The following is a 22,583-nucleotide window of genomic DNA, read 5'->3' on the forward strand; positions in this document are numbered from 1 at the left end:
AGGGAAGGGGTAAAATTAACGAGTGGCGATAAAACAATCAATCCCATCGTATTTCAATTTTGATTTGAGAGATTCTGCTTTTGCACGGTCAACAAAATCCCCAACTTGAACTACGAATTTTCCATCTCTAGGCGTTACAAACACGGATTGGTTGTATTCTGATTTCATGCTTTCTTGGTATTTCAATGCTCTTTCTTTTTCCTGAAACACACCCACTTGCACAGTAAATCCTTTTCCTGCGGCCACAGGTTTGGTAACTCCTGGTTTCACTGGAGTCAATTTTTCAGGTTTTGCTGGGGCATCATCGAGAAGGTCTGCATCATCTAAGTCATCGGCAAGATCATCTTCCCCTTTTTTAAGGACTTTGATTCCTACTTTGGTGACACCTTTATCTTTGAATTCAAGGATCTCAGCTGTTTTTTCAGATACATCCACAATTCTTTCATCAACGAAAGGCCCACGATCATTGATTCGAACCACCGCTTCTTTGTTATTATCTAAATTTTGGATTCGGATCACACTTCCAATGGGGAGTGTTCTGTGAGCACCTGTCATTTTCATTCGATCAAAAGGTTCGCCACTGGCAGTAGGACGACCTTGGAATTTTTGCCCATACCAAGATGACAAACCGACTTCATCAAATGATTCTGTTGGTTTTTTGGTTGGGATTGCTGCCGTTGTTGCAACTGGTGTAACTGCCTTTCCATTGGAATCTAAATCGTCAATGATCGAACGTGCCACTGGATCTTCCGATTTGGTATTACTTGTTGGTTTGGACTTTCCTGAAGAACGTTCGAAAAATATATCTTCGGGATCTCCGGAAGCACTATAATCTCTTCGGGTGGCATCTGCAGAACTGCAAGAAACCAACGACAATACTATGGATATAAGTATGAGTCTTTGCATAACTTTCCCCTTCCTCTGGACTCTTGTGAGTACCTTTCGGAATGTTTTTCCGTTCTCGTGACAATTTTTCTCGAGGGAGATTGGTTTCTGAAACGATAATCGGTCTGTATGGCACAAGAAATCCAAACTCTATTTAATGAGGCGGTCCGTTTGGAAAGAAACGGAGACTGGGATCGTGCCGAAACACAGTACAAACTTCTCCTTGAAAAAGATCCCAATTTTCATTTAGCATTACAGAATTTAGGTGTGATTTACGCCAAACAAGGAAAACATGCAGAAGCCATTCCTTTGTTCTCCAAAGCATACAAATTACATGCCAATGTTAAAAACAGTTATAATTTAGCGGTGTCTCTTTACAAACATGAAGAAACCGAAAAAGCCATTAGTTTTTTAAAACAAACTCTTACATTTGAAAAGAAGTTTATATCGGCGCATCTATTACTCGCGCAGGCATATCAGAAATTAGGCAACGATGAAAAAACCGAAGTATATCTCAATAATGTAATTAAAATCGAACCAGATCATAAATCAGCTTTAGGAGGGCTCGCCATGTTTTATTACGAAAGGAATCGTTTTCCAGAAAGTTTAAAAATGATTGAACGTTATTTGATTCTGTATCCAGGCAATGCTCAGTTAAAAATCATCCAATCAGAGATCCTTGCCAAACAAGGTAATTATAAAGCCTCTGCCACTTTGCTTTCTACTATGGTAAAAGAGGATGTCGGTTTTACTAATTTTAACGAAAGTTTGCAAGCGGCTTGGAAAGAAGAAGATGAAGTGGTTCATGAAAGTTTGGTTCGGATCCAATCCAAAGCCAAAAAAAAATTAAAAGAGTTTCAGACAAAATTAGAACTCTCCAAAGAAAACCCAGAAGAGTTTTCGCCTCCCGACGCACAGGAAGCTTTGGATTTAAGTTTGTTATATCTTTTCAATGGGAATCCTGAAAAAGCGATGCAATATTTGGTATTTGCTCAAAAGATGAAGGAAAAGACAAATCCTGACGGGCCATCTTAGATTGAAATTTCGTATTTTAAATATTCTATATTTTTCTTTTATCCTCTTCCAATTGGGTTGTAGGTATCCCATTGCCAAACAAGATGAATTGGAATCCGATTCTTTGTTTTTGGAGATCACGGGATCTCCTGCGACTGATTGTAATGCTGAAGGGATTAAACTTTCGAAAGCCATTCAATTAGACCAAGCTGAAGTTGTTTGGGACAAATGCATTCAAACCAATCCGAATGAAGTGGCCGTTCATTTAAACCGACTCCGTTTCTATTTTTTATTGGATGAATATGAGTTATTCAAACAAAAAGTTTCGAAAGAAGCACCTTCTCGATCATCCGTTACTTATACAACTGTCCTTAAAGAATTAGAAGTACGTTTGCGAAATGAAGAACGTGTGATTCTTCTGGATGCTTTATCCCGAGTGAAAGGTTGGGAATTATTTGCTTATGAAGAGTTGGCTAATTATTACTTACAAACAGGTAACTTTGCTTATGCGGAAGGTTATTTTAATCAAATTTTAGAAGTGGTTCCTTTTCACGAAAATGCTCTGTATGGAATGGCAGAGATTCAAGTGCAAAAATCCAACTGGTACAGTTTACTTGATTATGCAAAATCATTGGAAGTTGCCGCCAAAAAAAATAAGGAATTCCATTTTTATTTTTTAAAAGCAAATTATGAATTAGGGCGTTACGAAGAAGCTTTAAAATGGGCAGAATCTGCCCCTTCAACTGAAAAATCACAAATTAGTTTTTTAGAAATTTGGCGAGATACTTTACTAGTTTTAAAAGATTATCCTCGTTGGGATCATCTTTTGCCTTACTACCGTAAGGCGGTCGAAAATGGATACGCAGTTCCTGAGTCTGCTTTTTTTCCTACGTTATCCAAAGAAGGTAAGGATGTTCGCAAAGCCTCTCGTTCAGGAAGAAGCTAATTAAAATTTTTCCTGTAAAATAAACTTTAAACCTTAATCAATTTCCTGACACAAATTCCAAACTTTTTCAGCTTGCCTGAGTTTTAAAACATTATGCGTTCGAATGTAGGGAATTTTGTATCTTAACAAATGAAGTTCACAAGCCAAAGTGACAAATTCTCTTTCTGCAATTGGTAAATTTCCAAGTACGTTTCCGAGAAATGATTTTCTGGAAACTCCCACCATCAATTGCGGAAATTCTAATTTGAGAATTTCTAATTCTTGTAATACGCGAAAGGAAACCATTGGATTTTCACTTAAAAAAAATCCCATTCCTGGATCATAACAGAGAGATGATTCTGGGATGTCCATTGCCAGAAGTTCAGAACGTCGGTCCCTAAAAAAAGCCTGGATCTTTCGGATGACTTTTTCTGGTGTGAGATCTGACTTATTTTTCGCAATATTCCTGTTATGCGAATGCATGATGATTAGTTTTAGCTCTGGGTGTTTTTGAATCGCTGATTTTAAAAAACTGCGGTCACCTTCGTAGGTAAAACCTGTGATATCGTTAATACATCGCACTCCAGCTTCAATTCCCTTTTGTTGGACTGAAGGGCGAAAACTATCCAAGCTGATCCGAACCCCTTGGGGGACAAAGTAACGTATTACAGGTTCTACTCTTTGCCATTCTTCTTCTTCGGAAACAAGGCTGGCATTGATGTTTGAGGATTGTCCAGAGACATCCAACCAATCGGCACCTTCTTGGAGAAGTTTTCTTCCTTGTTCGATTGCATCGTCTGGGTTTAGGAATTTTCCCCCGTCACTAAATGAATCGGTGGTAATGTTTAAGATTCCGAAGATTTCGGCCATGTAGGAGTAGGATTCTCGGTAAAGCTGGTCCTAAAAGCCTTATTTTTCCCTTGGCAGAAAATTCCGATTAGCCGATACATAGGAGAGACGGCAGATGAAAAAACTCCTTACTTTCTTAATCATTTTGGCATTCCCACTTCTGGCTCAGCCTTTACCGAAAGTGAAAGATGTAAGGTTTTACCAGCCACTCAACACACAAAATGTGGAGTATAACCCCATCATTTCTCCCACAGGCAGATATCTGGTTTTCCAATCCAACAGGCCTGGTGGAGAAGGAGGGATGGACATTTGGGTTTCTGAAAACTTAAGTTTTCCTGACCGAATGAAATTGCCGGTTTGGTCACCACCCAAAAACTTTCGGGAACTCAACACATCCAATTTTGAAGGTATGTTTTCGATCCTCTTTGATGAAGAGGAAAAACCTTACGAACTGTATTTTACATCGGTTCGTGATAAAACCCAAGCAGACCCTAAAAAGAACCGTGAAGGTTATGACGGACTCAATATCTATTATACTAAAATCAACCAAAGAACAGGCCTTTGGTCCATTCCTGTTCATTTAAATGAAGTTAATTCGCATTTTGAAGACAAAATGCCTGCAGTTTCGCCTGATGGTTGTTCAATGGTATTTTCATCCAATCGACCTGGTGGACTGGGAGGATTTGACCTTTGGATTTCCAAACGAGAACCGATCACAGAAACTAAAGAAAAAAACCCAGATAAACCTACCATTCAATGTAGAGATGGAGTTTGGCAAAAACCTATTTCTATGGGAACTTTGATTAATACAAACGATGATGAAATTAGTCCTAGATACCATTGGGATGGATTACGTTTGTATTTTAGCTCCAACCGAGGAGATAAAAATCGTAAATTTAGTTTTTATTATAGTGAATATGATGTATCACAAAAAACTTTCGTTACCCCGGTTTTATTAGGATCTCCTTTTAATACCAAAGAACAATTGTCAGGTGAATCAACAGGATTTCCTTTTGATACTCCGGCAGATTATTCTACATATAGCCTTTGGGAAGAAAGTGATAACGAAGGAATCTCAGTCACTTTCGATGATTTGTGGTTTTATTTTTCTTCCAACAGGCCCGGTGGGGAAGGCCAATTCGATATCTATCGAACTATGGTTCCAGAAGACCTTCGTCGTAGTTATGAATTTCTATTTCGTGGGTTAGTTCTAGATGGATCGGAAGCAATTATGATTGGTCTCGATTCGACACTTAAAATTTACGATGATACAAGACCCATCCAAGTGATTACTTCTAAACGAATTGGTGGGGATCTTTCCATTGCCGATGCGGAAAACTTTCGCACTACAATCAAAACTGGAAAACTTTACCGAGTGGAAGTGTCTTCACCTGGATTTCATCCTACAGAGTTACTTTTGGATTTAAGAGGGAACGTAGGAAAAGATAAGGAACAATATTCTCAAATTATCTTACAACCCATTCGACAGGCAAAAGACGAACGCCCTGATAAAACCATCCAAGGAATTCGTTTTATAGTGAAAGATAAAAAAACTGATTTGGTAATCCCGAATGCGATTTGTTATTATTTTGATGATCTCACAAGAAAAGGAAAATCCTTAGAATCCAAAGATGCTCATTTTGATTTGGAAAAATCGCCGACTATGGATTTTGAAATTTTGGTTAGGGCCAAAGGTTTTAAAGAAGAAACTTTCCTATTTGCAAAAGAGAAAATTTCTGGAATGGAAGGAAAAGATACCGTACTTTATCTAAGAAATCTAAATGATTTTGATAGTTTGTACAATACAATTATTTATTTCCCGTTCAATGAACGAACATTGAGTGATGAAGATAAGAAAAAATTGGATCTTTTTGCGGACTTCCTTATTCAACATAAAAATGAAAAAGTTGAAATTGGTGGACATACGGATAATATAGGGAATAAAGAATACAATATCAGTTTGAGTGAAGATAGAGCCATTTCCGTTTATCAATATCTTCGATTGAAAGGTGTTCCTAAGGAAAGAATGAAGGTACAAGCTTACCATTATTCTCAACCAATTTCGGAAAATGAAACAGAAGAAGGTCGTTCGCGTAATAGGCGCGTGAATTTCAAGAAGATAGACTAATATGATCAATCGCGTTAAAATTCATTTCGACCAAGAAAGAGATTACGTTCCTTTAGAAGCCGTACGTACTTTGCCCGAGTTTTTCAAACAGATGATGGGTGGAAATGGATTGTTTTTAAAAGGATACGACACTCCGATTCGAGTGAAGTTTAAAGGGGAAAGACCTGATGGTGCTCATATTTGGGAACTCGAAACCATTCCCGAACTAATTGAAACGATTTTTACGGTCCAGGCAACACCTAGTTTTCACGTAGAAGTGGATTATGAATTGATCAACCAAAAGGATAACTTACTTCTTGGTAAAATTATTGATCGTAGACAAACTTATACAACAAGACAAGATCCTAGAAATGAAAAGGTTCGAGGCAATGTAGTTGCTTCTAATTTTTTGGTCGCAAAAACGAATATCGACTTTTCCAAGCTAACGGGAGTGAGTTCACAAGTTATTTTATCTGATATTCAAAGAACTGTCCTTCGCGATTTCCCGCAATCTAAAGTAGTTTTTCTTTCGGTATCCATCCATAGCGATGAAATCGATTTGATGAAAGAACATAAAAAACCTATCTTTATTTTGGATACGGAAACTTTTGTTTCCTTTTCTTCAGAAGATGTATTTGATCCTAAAAAAACTTTTGAAGATGAGTTTTTGTTGGATGATAAAATTCAAGAATATAAAAAGAAAAAAATTGGTTCTTTTATCTATTATCCTTTGTTCATTCAAATGAAAGACATGCATTTCTTTGCATATCTCTCTCTTGAAACAGAGAGAACTGGGATTCCAGAAGTGGTTTTAGATCTCTTTAAAGAGGTTGAACGTACGTTTCAGGAAAGAATCATGGATTCAAATACCCATATTCTTGATATCAGACAAAACGTACTCAACGTTTCCCGAGGTGGAGTTGCCTTGGAAGTTAACGATATGGAAATTATCAAAGCATTGAAAGTGAAACCTACATTTACTTTAGATATCAATTTCAAATTACAGGCACCGATTCGAATGGCAGTAGAATTACGTCATTTAGAAGAGGTGAATGATTATTTTAGATTGGGTGGAAGAATCACAGGTGTCAGCGGCGATAAAAAAGCCAAAGAGATTTACCATAGTCTTATTGAATTTTTCGGCTGATCTTACTTAGGTTCAGGTTCCAGGGGCCATATATTGAAAGAGCAAAAACTAACAACAGAAAACTATAAGGGCACTAGGGATTTTTATCCTGAAGATATGCGCCTTCGCAATTATTTATTCTCCGTGATGAAAGATGTCGTCAGGTCCTATGGGTATGAAGAATACGATGGTCCGATGGTGGAATCTTTGGATCTCTATCGGGCCAAAACTGGGGAAGAAATTGTAGGAAAACAAATTTATAATTTCATTGATAAGGGCGACCGCGAAGTTGCAATTCGACCTGAAATGACACCAACAGTTGCAAGGATGGTGGCAAAAAAACTGAGAGACCTTCCACGCCCCATTCGTTGGTTTTCGATCCCAAATCTTTGGAGATATGAACAACCAGGACATGGCCGACTTCGTGAACATTGGCAATTAAATGTAGATATGTTTGGCGTAACTAACCAAAGAGCTGAATTGGAAATTTTATCTTTGGCTTGTGATATCCTTTTTGCCTTTGGTGCACCACGGAACAGTTTTAAAGTAACAATTTCTCATAGATCACTTCTAGATGAGTTTCTGTTAGACGGTCTAAAAGTGAGCCCTAACCAAGCACATGAAGTTTCTAAAATTTTAGATAAAAAGAATAAAATTACGGAAGAAGAATATACCAATCTTGTTTCGAAAACTATTCCAAATGACCCAACGGCTGTTTCAAAGATAAATTTGTTTCTTGCGGCAACTACAGATACTCTTGATCAAATACCAGGAATCAAAACGGAAACAAGAAGTACAATCCAAACTTTGTTTCAAGATTTAAAAACAATTGGCTTAGATGATATTGTAATTTTTGATCCTTCTGTTGTTAGAGGGTTTGATTATTATACTGGATTTATATTTGAAATTTTTGATACTTCACCTCAGAACAAACGTTCGTTATATGGTGGTGGAAGATATGATAATTTAATCGGTCTATTTTCGAACGAAGAACTTTCTGGGATTGGGTTTGGGTTAGGTGACGTTACTCTTCAGAATTTTTTAACTGTCCACAATCTATTACCCAAATTCGCCAATGATTCTACAGTTTATATTCCACTTTTAGACGAGTCTACTTTTGCTGAGAATCATAATTTTGCAAAAGAGCTACGAAAGGAAAAAATCTCTGCTGAAGTATCTTTAGTTTCTCAAAAAATGGGTAAACAACTTTCTTATGCAGAAAAGAAAGGATACCGTTGGATTTTACTACGTGGTGAAGACGAAATTAAAGCTGGTACTGTGACATTAAAAGATATGGCCACAAGGAACCAATGGACTTTTTCTTTTGCAGAAGCGCTTCATAAGATAAAAGAAGAGCTTTCTAAATGAATTTAATTTCAAAAATTGATTTAAAATTTTCGATTTGGATTCAAAAAAATCTCCACCATCCTCGTTTGAGTTGGGTATTGTCTCGGGTTAACCGTGGGGAAATGTTTGCGTTAGTTTTGTTACCACTTATGTTTTTAAGTGATTTATACAAACCAGTTTATATTAGTTTACCATTCGTTTTGATTTTTACTTACCTTACAGATCGATTGGTTTTGGCTTTAAAAAAATATTTCGCAAGAAAACGTCCCCTGGTTAGTGTTATGGGAAAAGTGGATTCTAATCCAGATATGAAACATTCTTTTCCTTCAGCACATAGTGCTAATTCCATTGTAGTATCGACTATATTGGTTTTTGCATTTCACGAAACCCCGTTTTTCTTTTTCTTTAGTTTGTTTGCTGGTGTAGGGCGACTAGTTACCTTACATCATTTTGTGAGTGATATAGTGGGAGGATGGATCATTGGTTTTGGAATAGGACTCATTGCTGTGCTAGTTCATTATTACCTTTGGCCTTATTGTGTAACATTATGAAACAGATTGGGTATTTTATTTCTTTTTTAATCGTTTATTTGTTCTATTTTCCATTTAAGGTTCTTCCATATAAATGGTGTTTGGCGTATGGAATCTTTTTGACTAAACTTATTTATCCTCTTGATAAGAAACATAGAAAAGTTGCTGCTGATAATATTCGTTTTGCCTTTCCTGCCTATACCGAAGAACAAATTTTAAACTTAGTAAAAGCTCACTATCGTCATTTGGGTATCCTTCTTGCTCATACCCTTTGGGCTCCAAGAATGACTAAAAAATGGTTAGATGAAAATTTACTTATCGATGCTGAGAGTTTAAAAATTGAAGAAGAAACTAAAAAACAAGGTGTCGGAGTGATTTTAATTTCAGGTCACTTTGGTACTTGGGAAATTTTAGTTCAGTTTTTAGGAATTCGTATGAAGGGTGGGGGAATTTACAAGAAGGTAAGGAATCCCTTTGTTGATCAGTTACTTCGTCGTATGCGATCTAAAAATGGGGTAGTACTTGTGCCAGTACAAGAATCGACTCAGGTGATTAAACTTCTCAAACAAGGATACTGGATCGGATTTGGTGCTGACCAGAATGCTGGCAAAGCAGGAATTTTTGTTCCTTTTATGAACAGGCAAGCATCTACTTTTGTAGGACCTGCTCTCATGGCCTACTTAACCGGTGCCAAGATGTTATACTATTCCGTATTAGCTGGTGAAAATGGAAAGGTCATTGTTCGCGTTAAGGATTTAGGCTTTGTTGATAAAAAACTTTATCCATCAAAGGATGAAGTCATTCGACATTATACGGAACTTTGGACTAAGACTTTAGAGGAAGAAGTTAAGTTGTTTCCGGAGCAGTACTTTTGGGTCCACCGTCGGTGGAGAACCCAACCGCAAGTTACAGAAAACAACTAGAAGTTGAAAGATTAGAATTCTAAAAGTAAAAGTCTAATCTTTCAAATGCCAATCTCAAATCTCGGAGTTATTCTCCGAGAAGTGCCAGTGTTGGTTTGTGACGAATTGAACCATTTTCAGCAATCATACATGCATCGATAATTTCGTCTTCTAAGTTGATATTGAACTGTTTTTCTTTATTAACAAAAAGTTTTAGGAAATTCACAATATTCTTTGCATACATTTTACTTGCATCCATTGGTTGTGTACTTTGTAAGTTTGAATTTCCAATGATCGTAATTCCTTTGTAAACAATGGTTTTGTCATTCTCGGTAACTTCACAGTTTCCACCATTAACAGCCGCAAGGTCTACAATCACTGAACCTTGCCTCATTTTATCTACCATATCTTTTGTGATGAGTAGTGGAGCTTTTCTTCCTGGAATGAGTGCCGTTGTGATAATAATATCGGCTTTTTCTGCGTACTTTGCAATGGCTTCTTTTTGCCTACGTTGGTAATCTTCTGATTGTTCAACCGCATAACCACCAGTTTTCGATGCATCCGCTGCACCTTCTACTTCAACAAATTTGGCACCGAGTGACATACACTGCTCTTTTACTTCAGGTCTAGTGTCAAATACATCAACCACTGCCCCTAATCGACGAGAAGTTGCAATCGCTTGGAGTCCGGCAACACCAGCGCCTAGGATCAGAACTCTTGCTGGAGTAATGGTTCCTGCTGCTGTTGTTAACATTGGGAAAAAACGACTATAGTTGGACGCGGCTAGTAAAACTGCTTTGTATCCTGAAACAGTTGCTTGACTACTAAGAACATCCATAGATTGCGCACGAGTGATTCGCGGGATAGTGTCCATTGAGAAAATCTTAAAAGATGCATTGGCAATTTCTTTTACTTTTTTAGGGAAGGCAAGAGGAGATAGTGTTGCTATATAGATTTTATCTTTGCCAATCTTTTTTGCACTCGCTTCGTCCAAAGCATGAATGGATACAACAATGTCCGATTGCGAAAGAATCGTGTCTCTTGATTCTACTGTGGCACCGGATTCTTTATAATCCGTATCGGAAAAAAATGCATTATCCCCGGCTGTGGTTTCAATGGAAACAGAGAAACCTAGTTTTTTTAAAGGGTCTATTACATCAGGAGTGATAGCCACTCTGTTTTCATAAGATGGTTCTTTGATTACGCCTATTTTCATTTTATACTCTTTTGCTAAAATATTCGATGGTTTTTTTTACGCCTTCCACTAATGGAACAGTCGTTGAATAATTCAATTTTTCTTTCGCCAAACCTAGGTTTGGTTTTCTTCTTGTCGGATCGTCTTGTGGGAGTGGAAGATAAATAATTTTGGATTTACTTCCTGTCTCTTTGATGACTAATTCTGCTAATTCTTTAACAGTAAATTCGCCATCATTACCTAAGTTAACTGGTCCTACAAATCCGTCTGTATTCATCATTTTGATGATTCCACGAACTAAATCATCTACGTAACAGAAAGAACGAGTCTGACTTCCATCACCATAAATGGTAATGTTTTCTCCACGTAACGCTTGTACGATGAAATTACTTACCACACGACCATCATCTGGGATCATTCGTGGGCCATAAGTATTAAAAATACGGATGACTCGAATGTCTACCCCGTGTTGGCGGTGATAATCGAAACATAAAGTTTCAGCTACCCGTTTCCCTTCATCATAACAACTACGAATTCCAATCGTGTTCACATTACCCCAATAAGATTCGGTTTGAGGATGTTCTAGTGGATTCCCGTATACTTCGGAAGTACTTGCTTGAAGGATTCTTGCTTTCACTCGTTTGGCAAGACCAAGCATGTTCATCATTCCCAAAACATTCGTTTTGGTAGTTTTGATGGGATTACTTTGGTAATGAACCGGAGAAGCAGGACAAGCCATATTATAAATTTCATCTACTTCCAATTTGATGGGATCCGTGATATCGTGGCGGATCAGTTCGAAATTTGGGTTGCCGAGAAGATGAGTCAGGTTTTCTTTTCGTCCGGTATGGAAATTGTCCAATACGATGATTTGGTTCCCAGCGTTCAAAAGAGTTTCTGCTAGATGGGATCCGATGAATCCGGCTCCACCTGTGATAAGGATTCTTTTTGCCATTGAGATTCTATATTTAGGAAGTCTGTGTCCTCGGCAAATGAAAATTTGTGAGAAGGCCTAAGGACTATTGTCTTTGGGAGGGAAGTCCTGGAACAAATTGGGGGGCAAAACGATTCCACTTTCGGGGTCTACACCACGTTTTTCCAACCAAAGTTTTGCCTCCGGCGAAAGATCACCGGGAAATCGTTCGAAACTTTCTTCTGCACTAGGAAAATCATGGCTTTCTTCGTGACTGAGGGAACTTCGTAGGGACATAAAAATGATACCGACGCTGAGGAGAGACCAAAGGGTTGCAATCATATAGCCAAGTACCACAACTACGGTCGGAACCTCTTCATTCTGCAGATCTTCGGGGCCAAGTCCGGCCATCCAGAAGGCAAGGATCCCTGCATCGGTTTCCGTCAATCGTTCTGCAAAATCAGAGAGGTCATACAAAGAATATAAAGAGATACTTGTACCTAAAAAAACTAAAGACAAAATCGAAATAGTTTCGCCTAACATTCCTGCTACGAGAATTCCTACACCCCAAAAAATTCCTGTGAGGTAAGCAAGTTCCCCTAATTTGGAATATAATACACTGACGGAGATTAAAAATAATCCTAAAAGAATCATTGTTTGGCGAGCATGACGTCCTTGGAATCCCAATCGTAATAAAAAAGCACCGACAAGGGAAGAACCAATGTATCCGGCAGAGACAACAAGAATAAAAGATCCGCGAAAAGAGGCAGGGACAGCGATTGTTTCCCCACCTTCGTTTCCATGAAGTGCGATTCCTTTTACAACTCCTCCGCTAAAGAGTGCGGCAGTGGCATGGCAAATTTCATGAATGAGTACAACAAATTCTTTGAGATAAGAGGTGAATTGGTGGTCCCAAAACGCAACTAAGCTCAGAATCAAAGAAAGAAAAATGACAAATTTGACCGGTTTTTCTGCCATCATCAGTTTCAGTATCGGCTAATTGGGTGTAAAAGAAAGACCAATAAATGTAATATCATCTGATTGTTCTCGGTTCCCGCGAAAATTTGTCATCTTTGCATCCAAGAGCGTAGGGATTTCTTTCACGGTTTTTTCGGCATTAAAATGTAAAAATTCGATTAAAGTTTCTTCGCCGAAAATTTCATCTCGTTCACTGAAGGCTTCAGTGATTCCATCCGAATAAAGGAAAAGTTTTGTTCCTGGAAGTAATTTGAGTTCCTGTACATGGTAATCGGTTTCTAAAATTCCAAGAACTCTTTGTGTTTTGGAATGTAATTTAATCTGTCCATCGGCTCGCATTTCAATCAAAGAAAGATGTCCTGCATTTACATATTTAAAGACATTTTCATTTGAATCAAAAACGCCTCCTAGGAGTGTCATAAACTCATTCCCTTTGTACCGAGCTCGAAAGAAGGAATTGATTTCGCGAAATAAACCTTCAAGTGATGTCCCATTTCTGAGTTGTTCTCTTACAATTCCTTTGATGGCACTGACTAAAAAACCCGTACCAAGCCCATGTCCGGCTACATCACCTAACAGAACAATCATCTTTGTTTGAGAAACTGGAATGATGTCTAAATAATCTCCTGAAATTCCTACGGCAGGTTTCGAAATATAACCGTAATCAATACCTTTGACTTCGCTTGGTAAAATAAGTCGAAGTGTATTGTCAACAATGGATGCTGTTTGAATATCTCTGACAATTTTACGTTTTTGAATTTCATCTTCTAATAAACTATAGTTTTCAAGTAACATCCCAGAAATTTTGACAACTTCATTGATGAACTTTAATTCTCCGATAGAGAAATATTTTTTATCTAACTTCTCACCAATGAGAATCATTGCTTGTATATTTTTTTTATTTGAAGAGGAATCATAAGCTGGGAATGCTAACTGAACATTTAATCCCTTCAAAAAGTTGTATAAGGTTTCTCTAAGTCCAATTCCATATTCAAGATGGGAAGTAACGGTGACACGATCAGTACTTTTGAAATAATTCCATATTTCCGATTGAGGCGATATTCGTACGAAGTTTATATTCTTTAGGTCAGTGCTTGCAAATTGATCACCCGGAATCAAAATAATGATATTAGATACATTTACTGTTTCTTTTACCGTTCGATTGATTGTTAAAATTGTTTTTCGCATAGAAAGAGGGGAAGACAATAAAGCTGTGATTTTATTGATACCCGCACTGAGTTTCGGGTTTTGTTCGAAAAACCAATAATCGAATAATTCTTTTACCCTGAGTTTGAGTGGAATCAAATAGGCAGTGACCAAAAAAAGATAAATGAGGTTAAAAACCCAACGATCTTTTAGATATCGAATGGGAAGAATAAAATCTAAAATAAAAATAGAACCGATATAAGTTCCTAAAATAATAGAAACCAAAATCAAAGTAACAATACTTGGAGTAAAAATGACTAGTGAAGGAACAAAGGTGTAACGATAAGTTCCATAAAAAAAAGAAAGAATGAATAAAAGGTAAGTAGTAATAAACAAGGATCTATGTACGAAGAACCAAGGGTATCCATCAAAAAAGATAATGCTAGTGGGGAGTGCCACATAAAGGAAAATGGAAGAAACCAAAACAACTCTTTTGAGTAGGGCTTCTTCCTGTGGCTTAGATCGAATGATTTCGTATATATTGGCTATGATATTGATGGAACCAAATAAAACCGTGATTGCATGAGCAACTAATACCACTCGCTCGACAAGTATCATATCGTATTTTTCTTGTGATGCGATCATTGCCATGATGAAAGATATTAATACTTGTGGCAATAGCCATTTGGAATTGATCTCTTTTCCTCGAAGTCGATAGATTAAATGATATTGCAAAAAGCTACCGAAATAGAGAGTCAGAACAAAAAGAAAAATGGAGTTATTGAACGTTAATACAAAAACGTTGGAAAGAATAATAAGACCAAAATTAAAGAAAAAGCCAAATATTAATGCATCTCTAGTGGAATAATAAAAATAAACTGCGATGGCTAAACTGAAAAATGCTAAAAATAAATCAGAAAAAAATACATTAAGAACATCTGTTTTGCGGACTGTAATTAATTTAAAATCTTTTTCATAAACTTCACCATTGTGGTTTTTGATACGTAATCGAAAAGATTCTATATTTGAAAAATCGGTGATTGAATCAAAATTCTCTAAATCTTCCTGAATGACTGAATTTCCCCAGTGATGACGATTTTCCTCTCCAATATTTACGATAAGCCCTGATGGATAATGGTAAAAAGGAAGTCTTTTTGCGTTATTTTGAAATCCAATAAATGCAAAGAGTAGGATCAAAAAAAACAAAAGAGATGAAAGGATTGTAATCGCAAGTTCTCTCATTTGACTTCTGGCACTTCAAAACTAAATTTAAGAATTGGTTCGCCCCGTTGTTGGATGAGAATGGGACCTTTATCCATATTGATCATATTTTTCCAACCCATACTTGCTACAACTTCTTCAGAATTTCTGGTTATGCGAAATTGTTTTCCTTCTTGAACTATATAAAGTTCAGAATATCCAATCTTGCCAATAATCATTTCGTAATTTTCTTTCCAATCTAACTTTTGAAAGGTGGATTGTATTAAGGATTTTATATCCGAAAATCCTTTTAAAATACGAAGTCTTGATTGCGAATAAACAACACCTAATATATAAGAAAGTATGATTCCGATATGTTGGTAGGATTTTCCAGTGTTTAGAATGACAAAAAACCAACTTCCATCCTCTACTTGGAAAAACTCGATTAAGTTTCTACTGGTTCTTTTGAAAGCTGTAATTTCCCAACCCAAAAGCTCAGGAATGGTTCCTGTTTCTAAGAGGTTTTGTACGCGCACGGCGTACGCTGCTTCTTTTTGATACTTTTTGTTTTCCGAAATATGATAAGAAAGAATGTGATTATGTATGGTTAACGCTGATTGTCCAGCTAGAAGTGACAAACTGTGTGCTGCATCTGTGTTTGGGATATTGGAGACTGCAATGAAGCCAAATAATTTTTCCCTGAAGATAAAAGGATAAATATAATTCGCATGCAGTTCCATAAAGTCATTGTTTATGTTTTCATGAGAATAAGTTTCCGCAACAGAAGCACCATTCCGTTTGCTAAGTAAAAAAGATTGAAAACTTGTTTTTACCGTAATGTCTTTTGTCGGGCTTAATTTTTTCTGTCGACCTCGGAAATACGAGTGAAATGCAAAAGTGCCATTGTGTGTGAGAACAGCCATCGTTCCAGAATGGCTTCCTGTGATTTTAACCATATCGGGAAAAACGTTTTTGATCAGGGCGTCAAAGTTAAATCGTTTGATAGCTTGCCGATATGATTCTGCATCTTCTGTCAGATATTCCGATAAAAATCGAGTTCGGATGTAACGTGTGAGTCTTTCGATGATCGGTAGATATAAAATCAGAGCAAAGGCACATGTTAAAAGTAACGCAAGTTCCAAACGATAAGACATTGGTTCTGGTATTTGCGATAAAATTAGAAAGTAAGAAACATAAACTAAAAAAATAAACAAAGTGCGTGTAAAGATATTGGTTACCGAAAGTTTTAATTGATAACTCGAAGGTAAAAAATATTTTAAAGCGCTTTTGAATTTATTTGAACTCATGTCGTGTAGTAAGCATTTTCCTGAATATAACCTTCTGTAAAATCACAACTCCAAAAAGTTTTTTGGAAAGATCCTGTATTTAGAATTACAGAGATATGGATTTCTTCATTTGATTTTAAGTATTCAGCTAACTTTGATTTGGTGTTATTGTCTGCACCTTTAACTGATATACCACCCAATTGGATTTCTAATGAATCGTAAGGAATTGGTTCATCAAACACTTTTCCAATAGCCATCACAAACCTTCCCCAATTGGGATCTCCACCGTAAATTGCCGTTTTCACTAGAGGGGAATTGAGAATGGACTTTCCAATTTTTGTCACTTGCATATCATCTCTTCCCTGCGAAACAGTGAGTTCAATGAGTTTGGAAGCTCCTTCTCCATCACGAGCAATCATTTTAGAAAGATCAGTGGCAATTTCTCTTAAATGAGATTCAAAAACATCATCAGGAATGGTTCCAAGAACTCCAGAACACATAAGCACCACTGTGTCACTTGTAGATGTATCAGAGTCAATGGTCACACAATTGTATGTCACATCGACTACTCTTTTTAAGATTGTTTGTAAATCCCCTGATTCGGGAAGGTAGTCAGAAAGAATATAGGATAACATGGTAGCCATATTTGGTTCAATCATTCCTGCACCTTTGGCAATTCCAAACATAACACCTTCGCCTGATTTGTTTGTAATCGTGCGGTAAGAGATTTTTTTACGAGTGTCAGTTGTCATGATTGCTTCTGCCACTTCCTCTAAATTCCCTGGTTTTAAATCTGATTTTGCCGTAGAACAGGCATTAAGTATTTTTTCGATCGGTAGAGGGACCCCGATCACTCCTGTGGAAGAAGGAAGTATGTCTTCTGCAGGGATACCTAAAGATTTACCAAGTTCTATACAAATTTGATAGGAGTTTTTGATTCCTTGTTCACCAGTTGCTACATTAGAATTTTTTGAGTTGATGACGATGGCTTGTAAATACCCATCTTTGATATGGTCGCGACCCACGTAAATAGGTGCACCAGGAAAATTATTCCGTGTGAAAACGGCTGCCGCCTTACATCGATTTTCTGAATAAATGACTGCAAAATCTAAGCTATTGTCTTTGATTCCGATGTTTTTGCCGAAGGAATAAAATCCCAATGGAAACTTCATAAATACCTGCCGGATACCAATATTCTATCCGGCGATTTCTCTTACTAGAATCTATTTTTTAGGGAATTCAAAGCTAAAAATGGAGCCACCTTGGAGGTTGGGAGAAACCGAAACTTCACCCGAATGGAGCCTTGCAATGTGTTTGACTATGGAAAGGCCAAGGCCTGTGCCTCCCTCTTTTCTGGAACGGTTGGTATCCACGCGGAAAAAACGTTCAAATATTCGTTCGGCGTCCTCTGCAGAAATTCCGATTCCGTGATCGATGACTTGGATCTGATTTTTATCCTCTATAGACGTTGCCTTAACAATGACACTCGAACCCTCTGGGCTATAGGCAGAGGCATTTGAGATTAGATTTACTAATAGATCTTCAAGGAGCAGACGGTCTGCTTTCACGCGAAAATCAGTGGGAATGTCTAAAATTAAATTTTGTTTTTTTTGGGAATAAATCACACCCAGAGATTCGGACACATTTTTCATCAAATCATACAGAGAAAACTCTGTCAGATTTAAAACAGTTTTATGATTTTCCAACCTGGATACGGTTAACATATCTTCCACAATTCGGATGAGCCTGTCTGTATTTCGGAGAATGGCATCTAAGAATTTTCTTTCATTCGAATCTTGTGGAAGTTTTAATTTATACTCTAAAGTTTCTGCATAACCTTTAATCGATGTTATGGGAGTTTTTAATTCATGGGAAGCATTTTGGAAAAATTGTTCCCTAATGAGTTGGTTTTGTCTGTCCTCAGTGATATCTGATAACACACCGATGTACAATTGTATCATGGAATCAGATTTGATTGGATAAATGCGAGCGGTGTAGAAATGTAGTCCGTCTTGGAACTCAGTTTTTCCTTCCACACCTTTTTGGATTTTTTCTGTAATAAAGTTTAAGAGTTCTTTGTTTTTGATTGAGGGAGTATATGCTTTGAATTGGGAATTTTTTTCTATTAAGGTATCTGATATATTGCGATTTAAGAACAGAAATTTTTCATTTCTATCGATGGCAAAGACACCTTCCTTTAGATTTTGTAGTAAATAATTAAACTTTTCTTTTTCAACAGTCAGGTCCAAAAATTGGACTTTCAGTCGTCTCGCCATTTCATTAATGGAAGATGTTAGTGTTGCAAGTTCTCTGATGTCAGGCGAAGATAGTTCAACACCAAAATCTCCTGCATTGATTTCTTTAGTTTTTTTCTCAACAGTTGCCAGCGGATCTGTGATTCGCATCGCGATGTTAGTTGAAATGTAGAAAGTACCGAAAATAGCAATTAAAACAAACCCAAACAAGATAAGCGGTCGAACTGCGGGTACAACGAGATCATAAACATAAAAAACACCCAAGGCCAGGGTCAGTAAAACAAGTAAGAGACCCCAGTTGAGTAAAAGTAATGTAGAAAAAAAACTACGCATCTCGGAATCGGTAACCGACCCCGCGAATGGTTTCTAATCTTTCCTTTTCAGAAAGCAATTTGTCCCGAAGCCGTTTGATATTTACGTCAACGGTTCTGTCTGTTACAAAAACATCTTTTCCCCAAATACGGTCCAGTAATTTGTCCCGAGAAAAAGCTACTCCAGGATTTCCTGCAAATAGTTGCAAAAGTTTGAATTCGATTAAGGTAAGATCAATTTCTGTACCTTCCACAAAAACTTTATGTGCGGTAGGATTGATTTGGATTTTTCCTGTGGAGATAGTGCCTTGGACTTCCCCGGTTGGATCAGTGGTTCTTCGTGTAACGGTCCTTACTCGGGCAACAAGTTCGCGAATATTAAATGGTTTACGAATGTAATCATCAGCACCTAACTCAAGACCAAGGACAACGTCTGTTTCCCCTGTTTTTGCAGTTACCATCAAAATAGGAATGTTCGGGTATTTTTCTTTAATTCGTCTACAAAGATCCATCCCACCAATCCCCGGTAACATCAAATCTAAGATGATACCATCCGGGAGGTGTTTTTCTAAACGTGGGAGGACTTCCATCCCATTATGACAAACTTCGGTCTGGAATCCTTCTTCCTCTAAATGGAATTGGATGAGTCCTGCAATGTCTTCTTCGTCATCTACAATTAGTATTTTCATGAATTAATCCAAACGTAACAGGGATTCATTACAAAAAGAATACAAAATGATGACAAAGAATCGATATCTATCTATTTTCCAAGCATCTGGTTGATGTCTCGGATCGCCTGGCGCTGCCTGAGTAACAAAAAACCCAGGAAACCAAAAAACAAAAAGAAGGCAAGGCCATAGACCCAAAGGAGGGATCGAAGGCGGGCCTGTTCTTTTTCGATGGCTTGGATTTCTTCCAAGTGGGAGATGAGAAAATAAAAATGGTCTGCCTTAGGATAGGACTTTTTGATTTCTGTTCGGAGGTCTGACACAAGGACCTTTGAATCTTCTTTGGAAAGGGATTCGATGAGAGGAAGCGCCTTGTCTAAATCCATTTTTAAAAATTCATCCGCAGATGGCAAAGCTTCCGCAGAGAGAGACATGGCAAAACAGAAAACTGGGAGAATCAATAGACCTTTCACGAATACTTTAAACCTCTTCAAATCCAAGTTTCTCTTTCCATTCATTCAGAAAAGGAATTCTTGTGTTGAGGAGTAAAAAGCCAAGGACAAGAGAATAAAAGCAGAAAAACAAACTAGAACTAATCAAAATGGGTAAAAGTATTCCCGTATTTTCGTTATAAAAGACAGATAAAAAAATTGTCCCAATTGGGATCATAAATAATAGAAAGGAAAGCCCTACAGAGGAAAATAAATACTTGAGCGGTAATATTTGCCCTAACACTCGAAAGCGGATAACAGCAGGTGCTTCTGAATTTTTTAAGAATGGGTCAGGATGTTTAAATACCGTCATATCCTTTGAGAACCTTTCTTTAACTTTTGATTTCATGTGACCACCATTTCCTTAAAAGGTCCTTTCCTCGGGAAATATGACTTTTGATCGTACCAAGTTTTATATTGAGATCTGTTGCAATTTCTTTGAGAGGTTTGTTTTCAAAGTAATGAAGAAGAATCGGCATTTGATATGATTTCGGTAATTTGGAAATTAACGATCGAAGTGTATGATTTGTTTCTTCTTTATCTAAAGTTTCAATAACGGAAGTTCTCTTTTTATCAGCAACAAAAGAGATGTCTTCTTGCCAATCAGCTAGCGGAAGTTTTTTCTTCTTAAAAACTTTTGTTAGGCGAAATCTTGCAATTTGAAACAACCAAGTTGAAAACTGAGATTCTCCTCGGAACTGGCTTAAGGATTCATAGGCTTTTAAAAATACTTCTTGAGTGAAGTCTTCTGCCTCTTCGTTTGTGAGGAAGGCTTTTTTTGCTTGGGAAAATACCATACCTTGGTATCTTTTCATGAGAACTTCGAATTGGGATACGTCTCCTCTAAGGACCGATTGGACAGATTTCCAATCTTCCTCGTTGCAGATGCGGTGTACCGAATCTACCGGTACATTTTGTAGAAGGTCAAGAGACCGAGTCCAATTGCGAATGGGATTAACCCTCCTAACATCGCCATAGAACTTCCTAAGACGAGTATAAATACAAACGATAAAGCAAATCCAGTGAATGTCAACAAAAGACCTAGGAAAAAGGAATACAATCTGATGTCAAAACTCCAAGGTTTGTATTGTCCTGATTGGATGAGAGCCATCTTTTGTTTATGCCACCACTGAAACAGAAAAAACAAAAGTGTGGTGCCAAAAATAATCCCCACATTGGGAACTAAGTATAGAACTAAACGGTAAGGGTCGGATCCACCCCTCTCCTGAATATTTGTTAATATAGTTAAAATGGTTTCATATTGCTCCGGAGTCACGAAACAGCCTCTCCAATTAAATTTGATGCATAAGCGCTAAGATAAGACATTCCCTCTGGTTTGTCACACTGGAAAATTTGAACACCTATGTTTGTTGTATCAGAATCTCCTTTTATTATGCTTCTCAGACTTCCATAAAATGTATAGGGAGAAGAATTGATTACTAACTGGAAAGAGACGGGAGACCCTACAATTCTGTTTTCGATGTCTGTTCCTGGGGGGAAAGTAATTCCCATACCTCTTCCATCTTCGCTAATATCTCTAACGGGTGTTGTGCGAATTAAGGTTTCCCATTCTTTTGCGTATGCAAATTCTAATTGAAATACAAATTCTTCTGCTTTTTGGTCTAAAAAATTAAGTAAAGGGCCAATACCCTCCTGCCCTTCGATATCCGATTGTAATATAGGATTTCCTAGGTCGGGGAGATTGCTGATAATTTCAAAATAACCGAGTAAAACCTTCCCCTTGGAGAAGATAGGAAATATGAGTGTGGATTTTACATTATTTACGAGGAGAGAATCCAAATAGGAACGGATGTATATTTCGCTTAACTTTTTGGGGCTAAAAAATCCTCTATCAGTATAAAAAATTCTTTTATTCGCATCACGCACGTAATATGGAGCTTTGGATGTTGCAAGAGCTTCCATAAGTTGTGTGTCTACCGCATAGTAGAATCCAATCTGAATTTTTTTAATAAAATAACCGTAGTTGGCTAAGATTTGTTCCAAATGAATTTGCCATTGGTTTAAGATTTGATTGATGATGGAAGTTTTTCCATAAATAGAAATGACAGTTCCTAAATCTGCTGTTTGGGCCATTTTGAATTCATAAGCAGATATATCTTCAATGGAAGCTCGTTTAGCAGATCGTTCCAATGGTTCAATGAGAATTTCGTAAACCTGAAGTAAATCATCTTGGTAGGGATTGACTGGTTTTACGCGAAGCTCTACACGATTGTCTTTGAGAACACAAACTAAAGATTTTGGTTTGGAAACAATTGGTTCTGTAGCAGCGATTGTAATATGAACCGACTGAAGGATATCCTTTACTGCGACAGGATTTTGAAGAGTAAACTTTTGTTTGGTATCCTTATCTTGGAGAACCGTTGTAGTCAGTTTGGAAACGATTCCCAAAACAGTTCTTTGGTCAGTCAGTCTGTATTTTTTCATGGTCTAAACA

At 37.3% G+C, this 22,583-nt stretch carries 22 protein-coding genes; 7 read left to right on the top strand and 15 right to left on the bottom strand.

Annotation, left to right across the window (positions count from 1 at the left end):
* Nucleotides 1-15: 15 nt before the first annotated feature.
* Nucleotides 16-906, bottom strand: coding sequence for an RlpA family plasminogen-binding lipoprotein MPL36 (gene mpl36, locus ND811_RS03280; RefSeq protein ID WP_265350381.1), 891 nt, complete (start codon nt 904-906; stop codon nt 16-18).
* Nucleotides 907-1,014: 108 nt separating this feature from the next.
* Between mpl36 and ND811_RS03285 the strand changes: the two genes are divergently transcribed.
* Both ND811_RS03285 and ND811_RS03290 read left to right on the top strand, forming a co-directional pair.
* Nucleotides 1,015-1,920 (top strand): tetratricopeptide repeat protein, encoded by a 906-nt coding sequence (locus ND811_RS03285; RefSeq protein ID WP_135745398.1) that lies wholly within the window; start codon nt 1,015-1,017, stop codon nt 1,918-1,920.
* Nucleotide 1,921: 1 nt separating this feature from the next.
* Nucleotides 1,922-2,845: a tetratricopeptide repeat protein gene (locus ND811_RS03290; protein WP_265350380.1), complete on the top strand. Its 924-nt coding sequence runs from the start codon at nt 1,922-1,924 to the stop codon at nt 2,843-2,845.
* 33 nt (nt 2,846-2,878) lie between these two features.
* Here the strand turns inward: ND811_RS03290 and folP are convergent, their stop codons facing one another.
* Entirely contained in the window at nt 2,879-3,694 is an 816-nt protein-coding gene (folP, locus tag ND811_RS03295; RefSeq protein WP_135745400.1) for a dihydropteroate synthase, read from the bottom strand.
* A gap of 94 nt (nt 3,695-3,788) precedes the next feature.
* On the opposite strand from folP, the gene ND811_RS03300 reads away from it, so the two are divergent.
* The 5 genes from ND811_RS03300 to ND811_RS03320 are packed head-to-tail and all read left to right on the top strand — an operon-like array spanning nt 3,789 to nt 9,706.
* Nucleotides 3,789-5,801 (top strand): OmpA family protein, encoded by a 2,013-nt coding sequence (locus ND811_RS03300; protein WP_265350379.1) that lies wholly within the window; start codon nt 3,789-3,791, stop codon nt 5,799-5,801.
* Between the two features lies 1 nt (nt 5,802).
* Nucleotides 5,803-6,927, top strand: a complete 1,125-nt coding sequence (locus ND811_RS03305; RefSeq protein WP_265350378.1) for a DUF1577 domain-containing protein — start codon at nt 5,803-5,805, stop codon at nt 6,925-6,927.
* Nucleotides 6,928-6,960: 33 nt separating this feature from the next.
* On the top strand, nt 6,961-8,274 hold the full coding sequence (hisS, locus tag ND811_RS03310; RefSeq protein WP_265350377.1) for a histidine--tRNA ligase: 1,314 nt from the start codon (nt 6,961-6,963) through the stop codon (nt 8,272-8,274).
* The gene (locus tag ND811_RS03315) at nt 8,271-8,804 is read left to right on the top strand and encodes a phosphatase PAP2 family protein (protein WP_265350376.1); all 534 of its coding nucleotides are present in this window, start codon (nt 8,271-8,273) and stop codon (nt 8,802-8,804) included. Before hisS ends, ND811_RS03315 begins: the two co-directional genes overlap by 4 nt.
* Entirely contained in the window at nt 8,801-9,706 is a 906-nt protein-coding gene (locus ND811_RS03320; RefSeq protein WP_265350375.1) for a lysophospholipid acyltransferase family protein, read from the top strand. Before ND811_RS03315 ends, ND811_RS03320 begins: the two co-directional genes overlap by 4 nt.
* A gap of 67 nt (nt 9,707-9,773) precedes the next feature.
* Here the strand turns inward: ND811_RS03320 and ND811_RS03325 are convergent, their stop codons facing one another.
* The 13 genes from ND811_RS03325 to ND811_RS03385 all read right to left on the bottom strand — a co-directional run bounded on the left by ND811_RS03325 (nt 9,774) and on the right by ND811_RS03385 (nt 22,573).
* Nucleotides 9,774-10,901, bottom strand: coding sequence for a Re/Si-specific NAD(P)(+) transhydrogenase subunit alpha (locus ND811_RS03325; protein ID WP_265350374.1), 1,128 nt, complete (start codon nt 10,899-10,901; stop codon nt 9,774-9,776).
* A 1-nt stretch (nt 10,902) separates the two neighbouring features.
* Nucleotides 10,903-11,835: a UDP-glucuronic acid decarboxylase family protein gene (locus ND811_RS03330; RefSeq protein WP_265350373.1), complete on the bottom strand. Its 933-nt coding sequence runs from the start codon at nt 11,833-11,835 to the stop codon at nt 10,903-10,905.
* A 57-nt stretch (nt 11,836-11,892) separates the two neighbouring features.
* Nucleotides 11,893-12,771, bottom strand: coding sequence for a M50 family metallopeptidase (locus ND811_RS03335; RefSeq protein WP_265368872.1), 879 nt, complete (start codon nt 12,769-12,771; stop codon nt 11,893-11,895).
* 18 nt (nt 12,772-12,789) lie between these two features.
* Nucleotides 12,790-15,159 (bottom strand): PP2C family protein-serine/threonine phosphatase, encoded by a 2,370-nt coding sequence (locus tag ND811_RS03340; RefSeq protein WP_265350371.1) that lies wholly within the window; start codon nt 15,157-15,159, stop codon nt 12,790-12,792.
* A complete protein-coding gene (locus tag ND811_RS03345) occupies nt 15,156-16,424 on the bottom strand; it encodes a hypothetical protein (RefSeq protein ID WP_265350370.1) in 1,269 nt (422 codons plus the stop codon). Before ND811_RS03345 ends, ND811_RS03340 begins: the two co-directional genes overlap by 4 nt.
* A complete protein-coding gene (gene argJ, locus ND811_RS03350) occupies nt 16,421-17,575 on the bottom strand; it encodes a bifunctional glutamate N-acetyltransferase/amino-acid acetyltransferase ArgJ (RefSeq protein WP_265350369.1) in 1,155 nt (384 codons plus the stop codon). Before argJ ends, ND811_RS03345 begins: the two co-directional genes overlap by 4 nt.
* A gap of 51 nt (nt 17,576-17,626) precedes the next feature.
* Nucleotides 17,627-18,991: a HAMP domain-containing sensor histidine kinase gene (locus ND811_RS03355; RefSeq protein WP_265350368.1), complete on the bottom strand. Its 1,365-nt coding sequence runs from the start codon at nt 18,989-18,991 to the stop codon at nt 17,627-17,629.
* Nucleotides 18,984-19,658: a response regulator gene (locus tag ND811_RS03360; RefSeq protein ID WP_265350367.1), complete on the bottom strand. Its 675-nt coding sequence runs from the start codon at nt 19,656-19,658 to the stop codon at nt 18,984-18,986. The genes ND811_RS03355 and ND811_RS03360 overlap by 8 nt, the downstream gene beginning before the upstream one ends.
* A gap of 71 nt (nt 19,659-19,729) precedes the next feature.
* Nucleotides 19,730-20,110: a hypothetical protein gene (locus ND811_RS03365; protein ID WP_265377405.1), complete on the bottom strand. Its 381-nt coding sequence runs from the start codon at nt 20,108-20,110 to the stop codon at nt 19,730-19,732.
* 7 nt (nt 20,111-20,117) lie between these two features.
* Nucleotides 20,118-20,477 (bottom strand): hypothetical protein, encoded by a 360-nt coding sequence (locus tag ND811_RS03370; protein WP_265350365.1) that lies wholly within the window; start codon nt 20,475-20,477, stop codon nt 20,118-20,120.
* Nucleotides 20,461-20,943: an RNA polymerase sigma factor gene (locus ND811_RS03375; protein WP_407658854.1), complete on the bottom strand. Its 483-nt coding sequence runs from the start codon at nt 20,941-20,943 to the stop codon at nt 20,461-20,463. The genes ND811_RS03370 and ND811_RS03375 overlap by 17 nt, the downstream gene beginning before the upstream one ends.
* An 86-nt stretch (nt 20,944-21,029) precedes the next feature.
* Nucleotides 21,030-21,404 carry a hypothetical protein gene (locus ND811_RS03380; RefSeq protein WP_265350364.1) on the bottom strand — a complete coding sequence of 125 codons (375 nt, stop codon included), beginning with the start codon at nt 21,402-21,404 and terminating at the stop codon, nt 21,030-21,032.
* Entirely contained in the window at nt 21,401-22,573 is a 1,173-nt protein-coding gene (locus tag ND811_RS03385) for a hypothetical protein (protein WP_265350363.1), read from the bottom strand. The genes ND811_RS03380 and ND811_RS03385 overlap by 4 nt, the downstream gene beginning before the upstream one ends.
* Between the last annotated feature and the right edge of the window lie 10 nt (nt 22,574-22,583).

It is taken from the genome of Leptospira soteropolitanensis, from assembly GCF_026151655.1.
Lineage (GTDB): Bacteria > Spirochaetota > Leptospiria > Leptospirales > Leptospiraceae > Leptospira_A > Leptospira_A soteropolitanensis.

What these genes read in the sequence shown, in the direction of transcription:
- ND811_RS03340 (WP_265350371.1), bottom strand. Translation starts at nt 15,159, where the DNA reads ATGAGAGAACTTGCGATTACAATCCTTTCATCTCTTTTGTTTTTTTTG.
- ND811_RS03330 (WP_265350373.1), bottom strand. Translation starts at nt 11,835, where the DNA reads ATGGCAAAAAGAATCCTTATCACAGGTGGAGCCGGATTCATCGGATCC.
- ND811_RS03370 (WP_265350365.1), bottom strand. Translation starts at nt 20,477, where the DNA reads ATGAAATCAAAAGTTAAAGAAAGGTTCTCAAAGGATATGACGGTATTT.
- mpl36 (WP_265350381.1), bottom strand. Translation starts at nt 906, where the DNA reads ATGCAAAGACTCATACTTATATCCATAGTATTGTCGTTGGTTTCTTGC.
- ND811_RS03375 (WP_407658854.1), bottom strand. Translation starts at nt 20,943, where the DNA reads ATGAAAAGATACCAAGGTATGGTATTTTCCCAAGCAAAAAAAGCCTTC.
- ND811_RS03300 (WP_265350379.1), top strand. Translation starts at nt 3,789, where the DNA reads ATGAAAAAACTCCTTACTTTCTTAATCATTTTGGCATTCCCACTTCTG.
- ND811_RS03355 (WP_265350368.1), bottom strand. Translation starts at nt 18,991, where the DNA reads ATGCGTAGTTTTTTTTCTACATTACTTTTACTCAACTGGGGTCTCTTA.
- folP (WP_135745400.1), bottom strand. Translation starts at nt 3,694, where the DNA reads ATGGCCGAAATCTTCGGAATCTTAAACATTACCACCGATTCATTTAGT.
- ND811_RS03305 (WP_265350378.1), top strand. Translation starts at nt 5,803, where the DNA reads ATGATCAATCGCGTTAAAATTCATTTCGACCAAGAAAGAGATTACGTT.
- ND811_RS03325 (WP_265350374.1), bottom strand. Translation starts at nt 10,901, where the DNA reads ATGAAAATAGGCGTAATCAAAGAACCATCTTATGAAAACAGAGTGGCT.
- ND811_RS03335 (WP_265368872.1), bottom strand. Translation starts at nt 12,771, where the DNA reads ATGGCAGAAAAACCGGTCAAATTTGTCATTTTTCTTTCTTTGATTCTG.
- ND811_RS03315 (WP_265350376.1), top strand. Translation starts at nt 8,271, where the DNA reads ATGAATTTAATTTCAAAAATTGATTTAAAATTTTCGATTTGGATTCAA.
- ND811_RS03285 (WP_135745398.1), top strand. Translation starts at nt 1,015, where the DNA reads ATGGCACAAGAAATCCAAACTCTATTTAATGAGGCGGTCCGTTTGGAA.
- argJ (WP_265350369.1), bottom strand. Translation starts at nt 17,575, where the DNA reads ATGAAGTTTCCATTGGGATTTTATTCCTTCGGCAAAAACATCGGAATC.
- ND811_RS03360 (WP_265350367.1), bottom strand. Translation starts at nt 19,658, where the DNA reads ATGAAAATACTAATTGTAGATGACGAAGAAGACATTGCAGGACTCATC.
- ND811_RS03385 (WP_265350363.1), bottom strand. Translation starts at nt 22,573, where the DNA reads ATGAAAAAATACAGACTGACTGACCAAAGAACTGTTTTGGGAATCGTT.
- ND811_RS03345 (WP_265350370.1), bottom strand. Translation starts at nt 16,424, where the DNA reads ATGAGTTCAAATAAATTCAAAAGCGCTTTAAAATATTTTTTACCTTCG.
- ND811_RS03320 (WP_265350375.1), top strand. Translation starts at nt 8,801, where the DNA reads ATGAAACAGATTGGGTATTTTATTTCTTTTTTAATCGTTTATTTGTTC.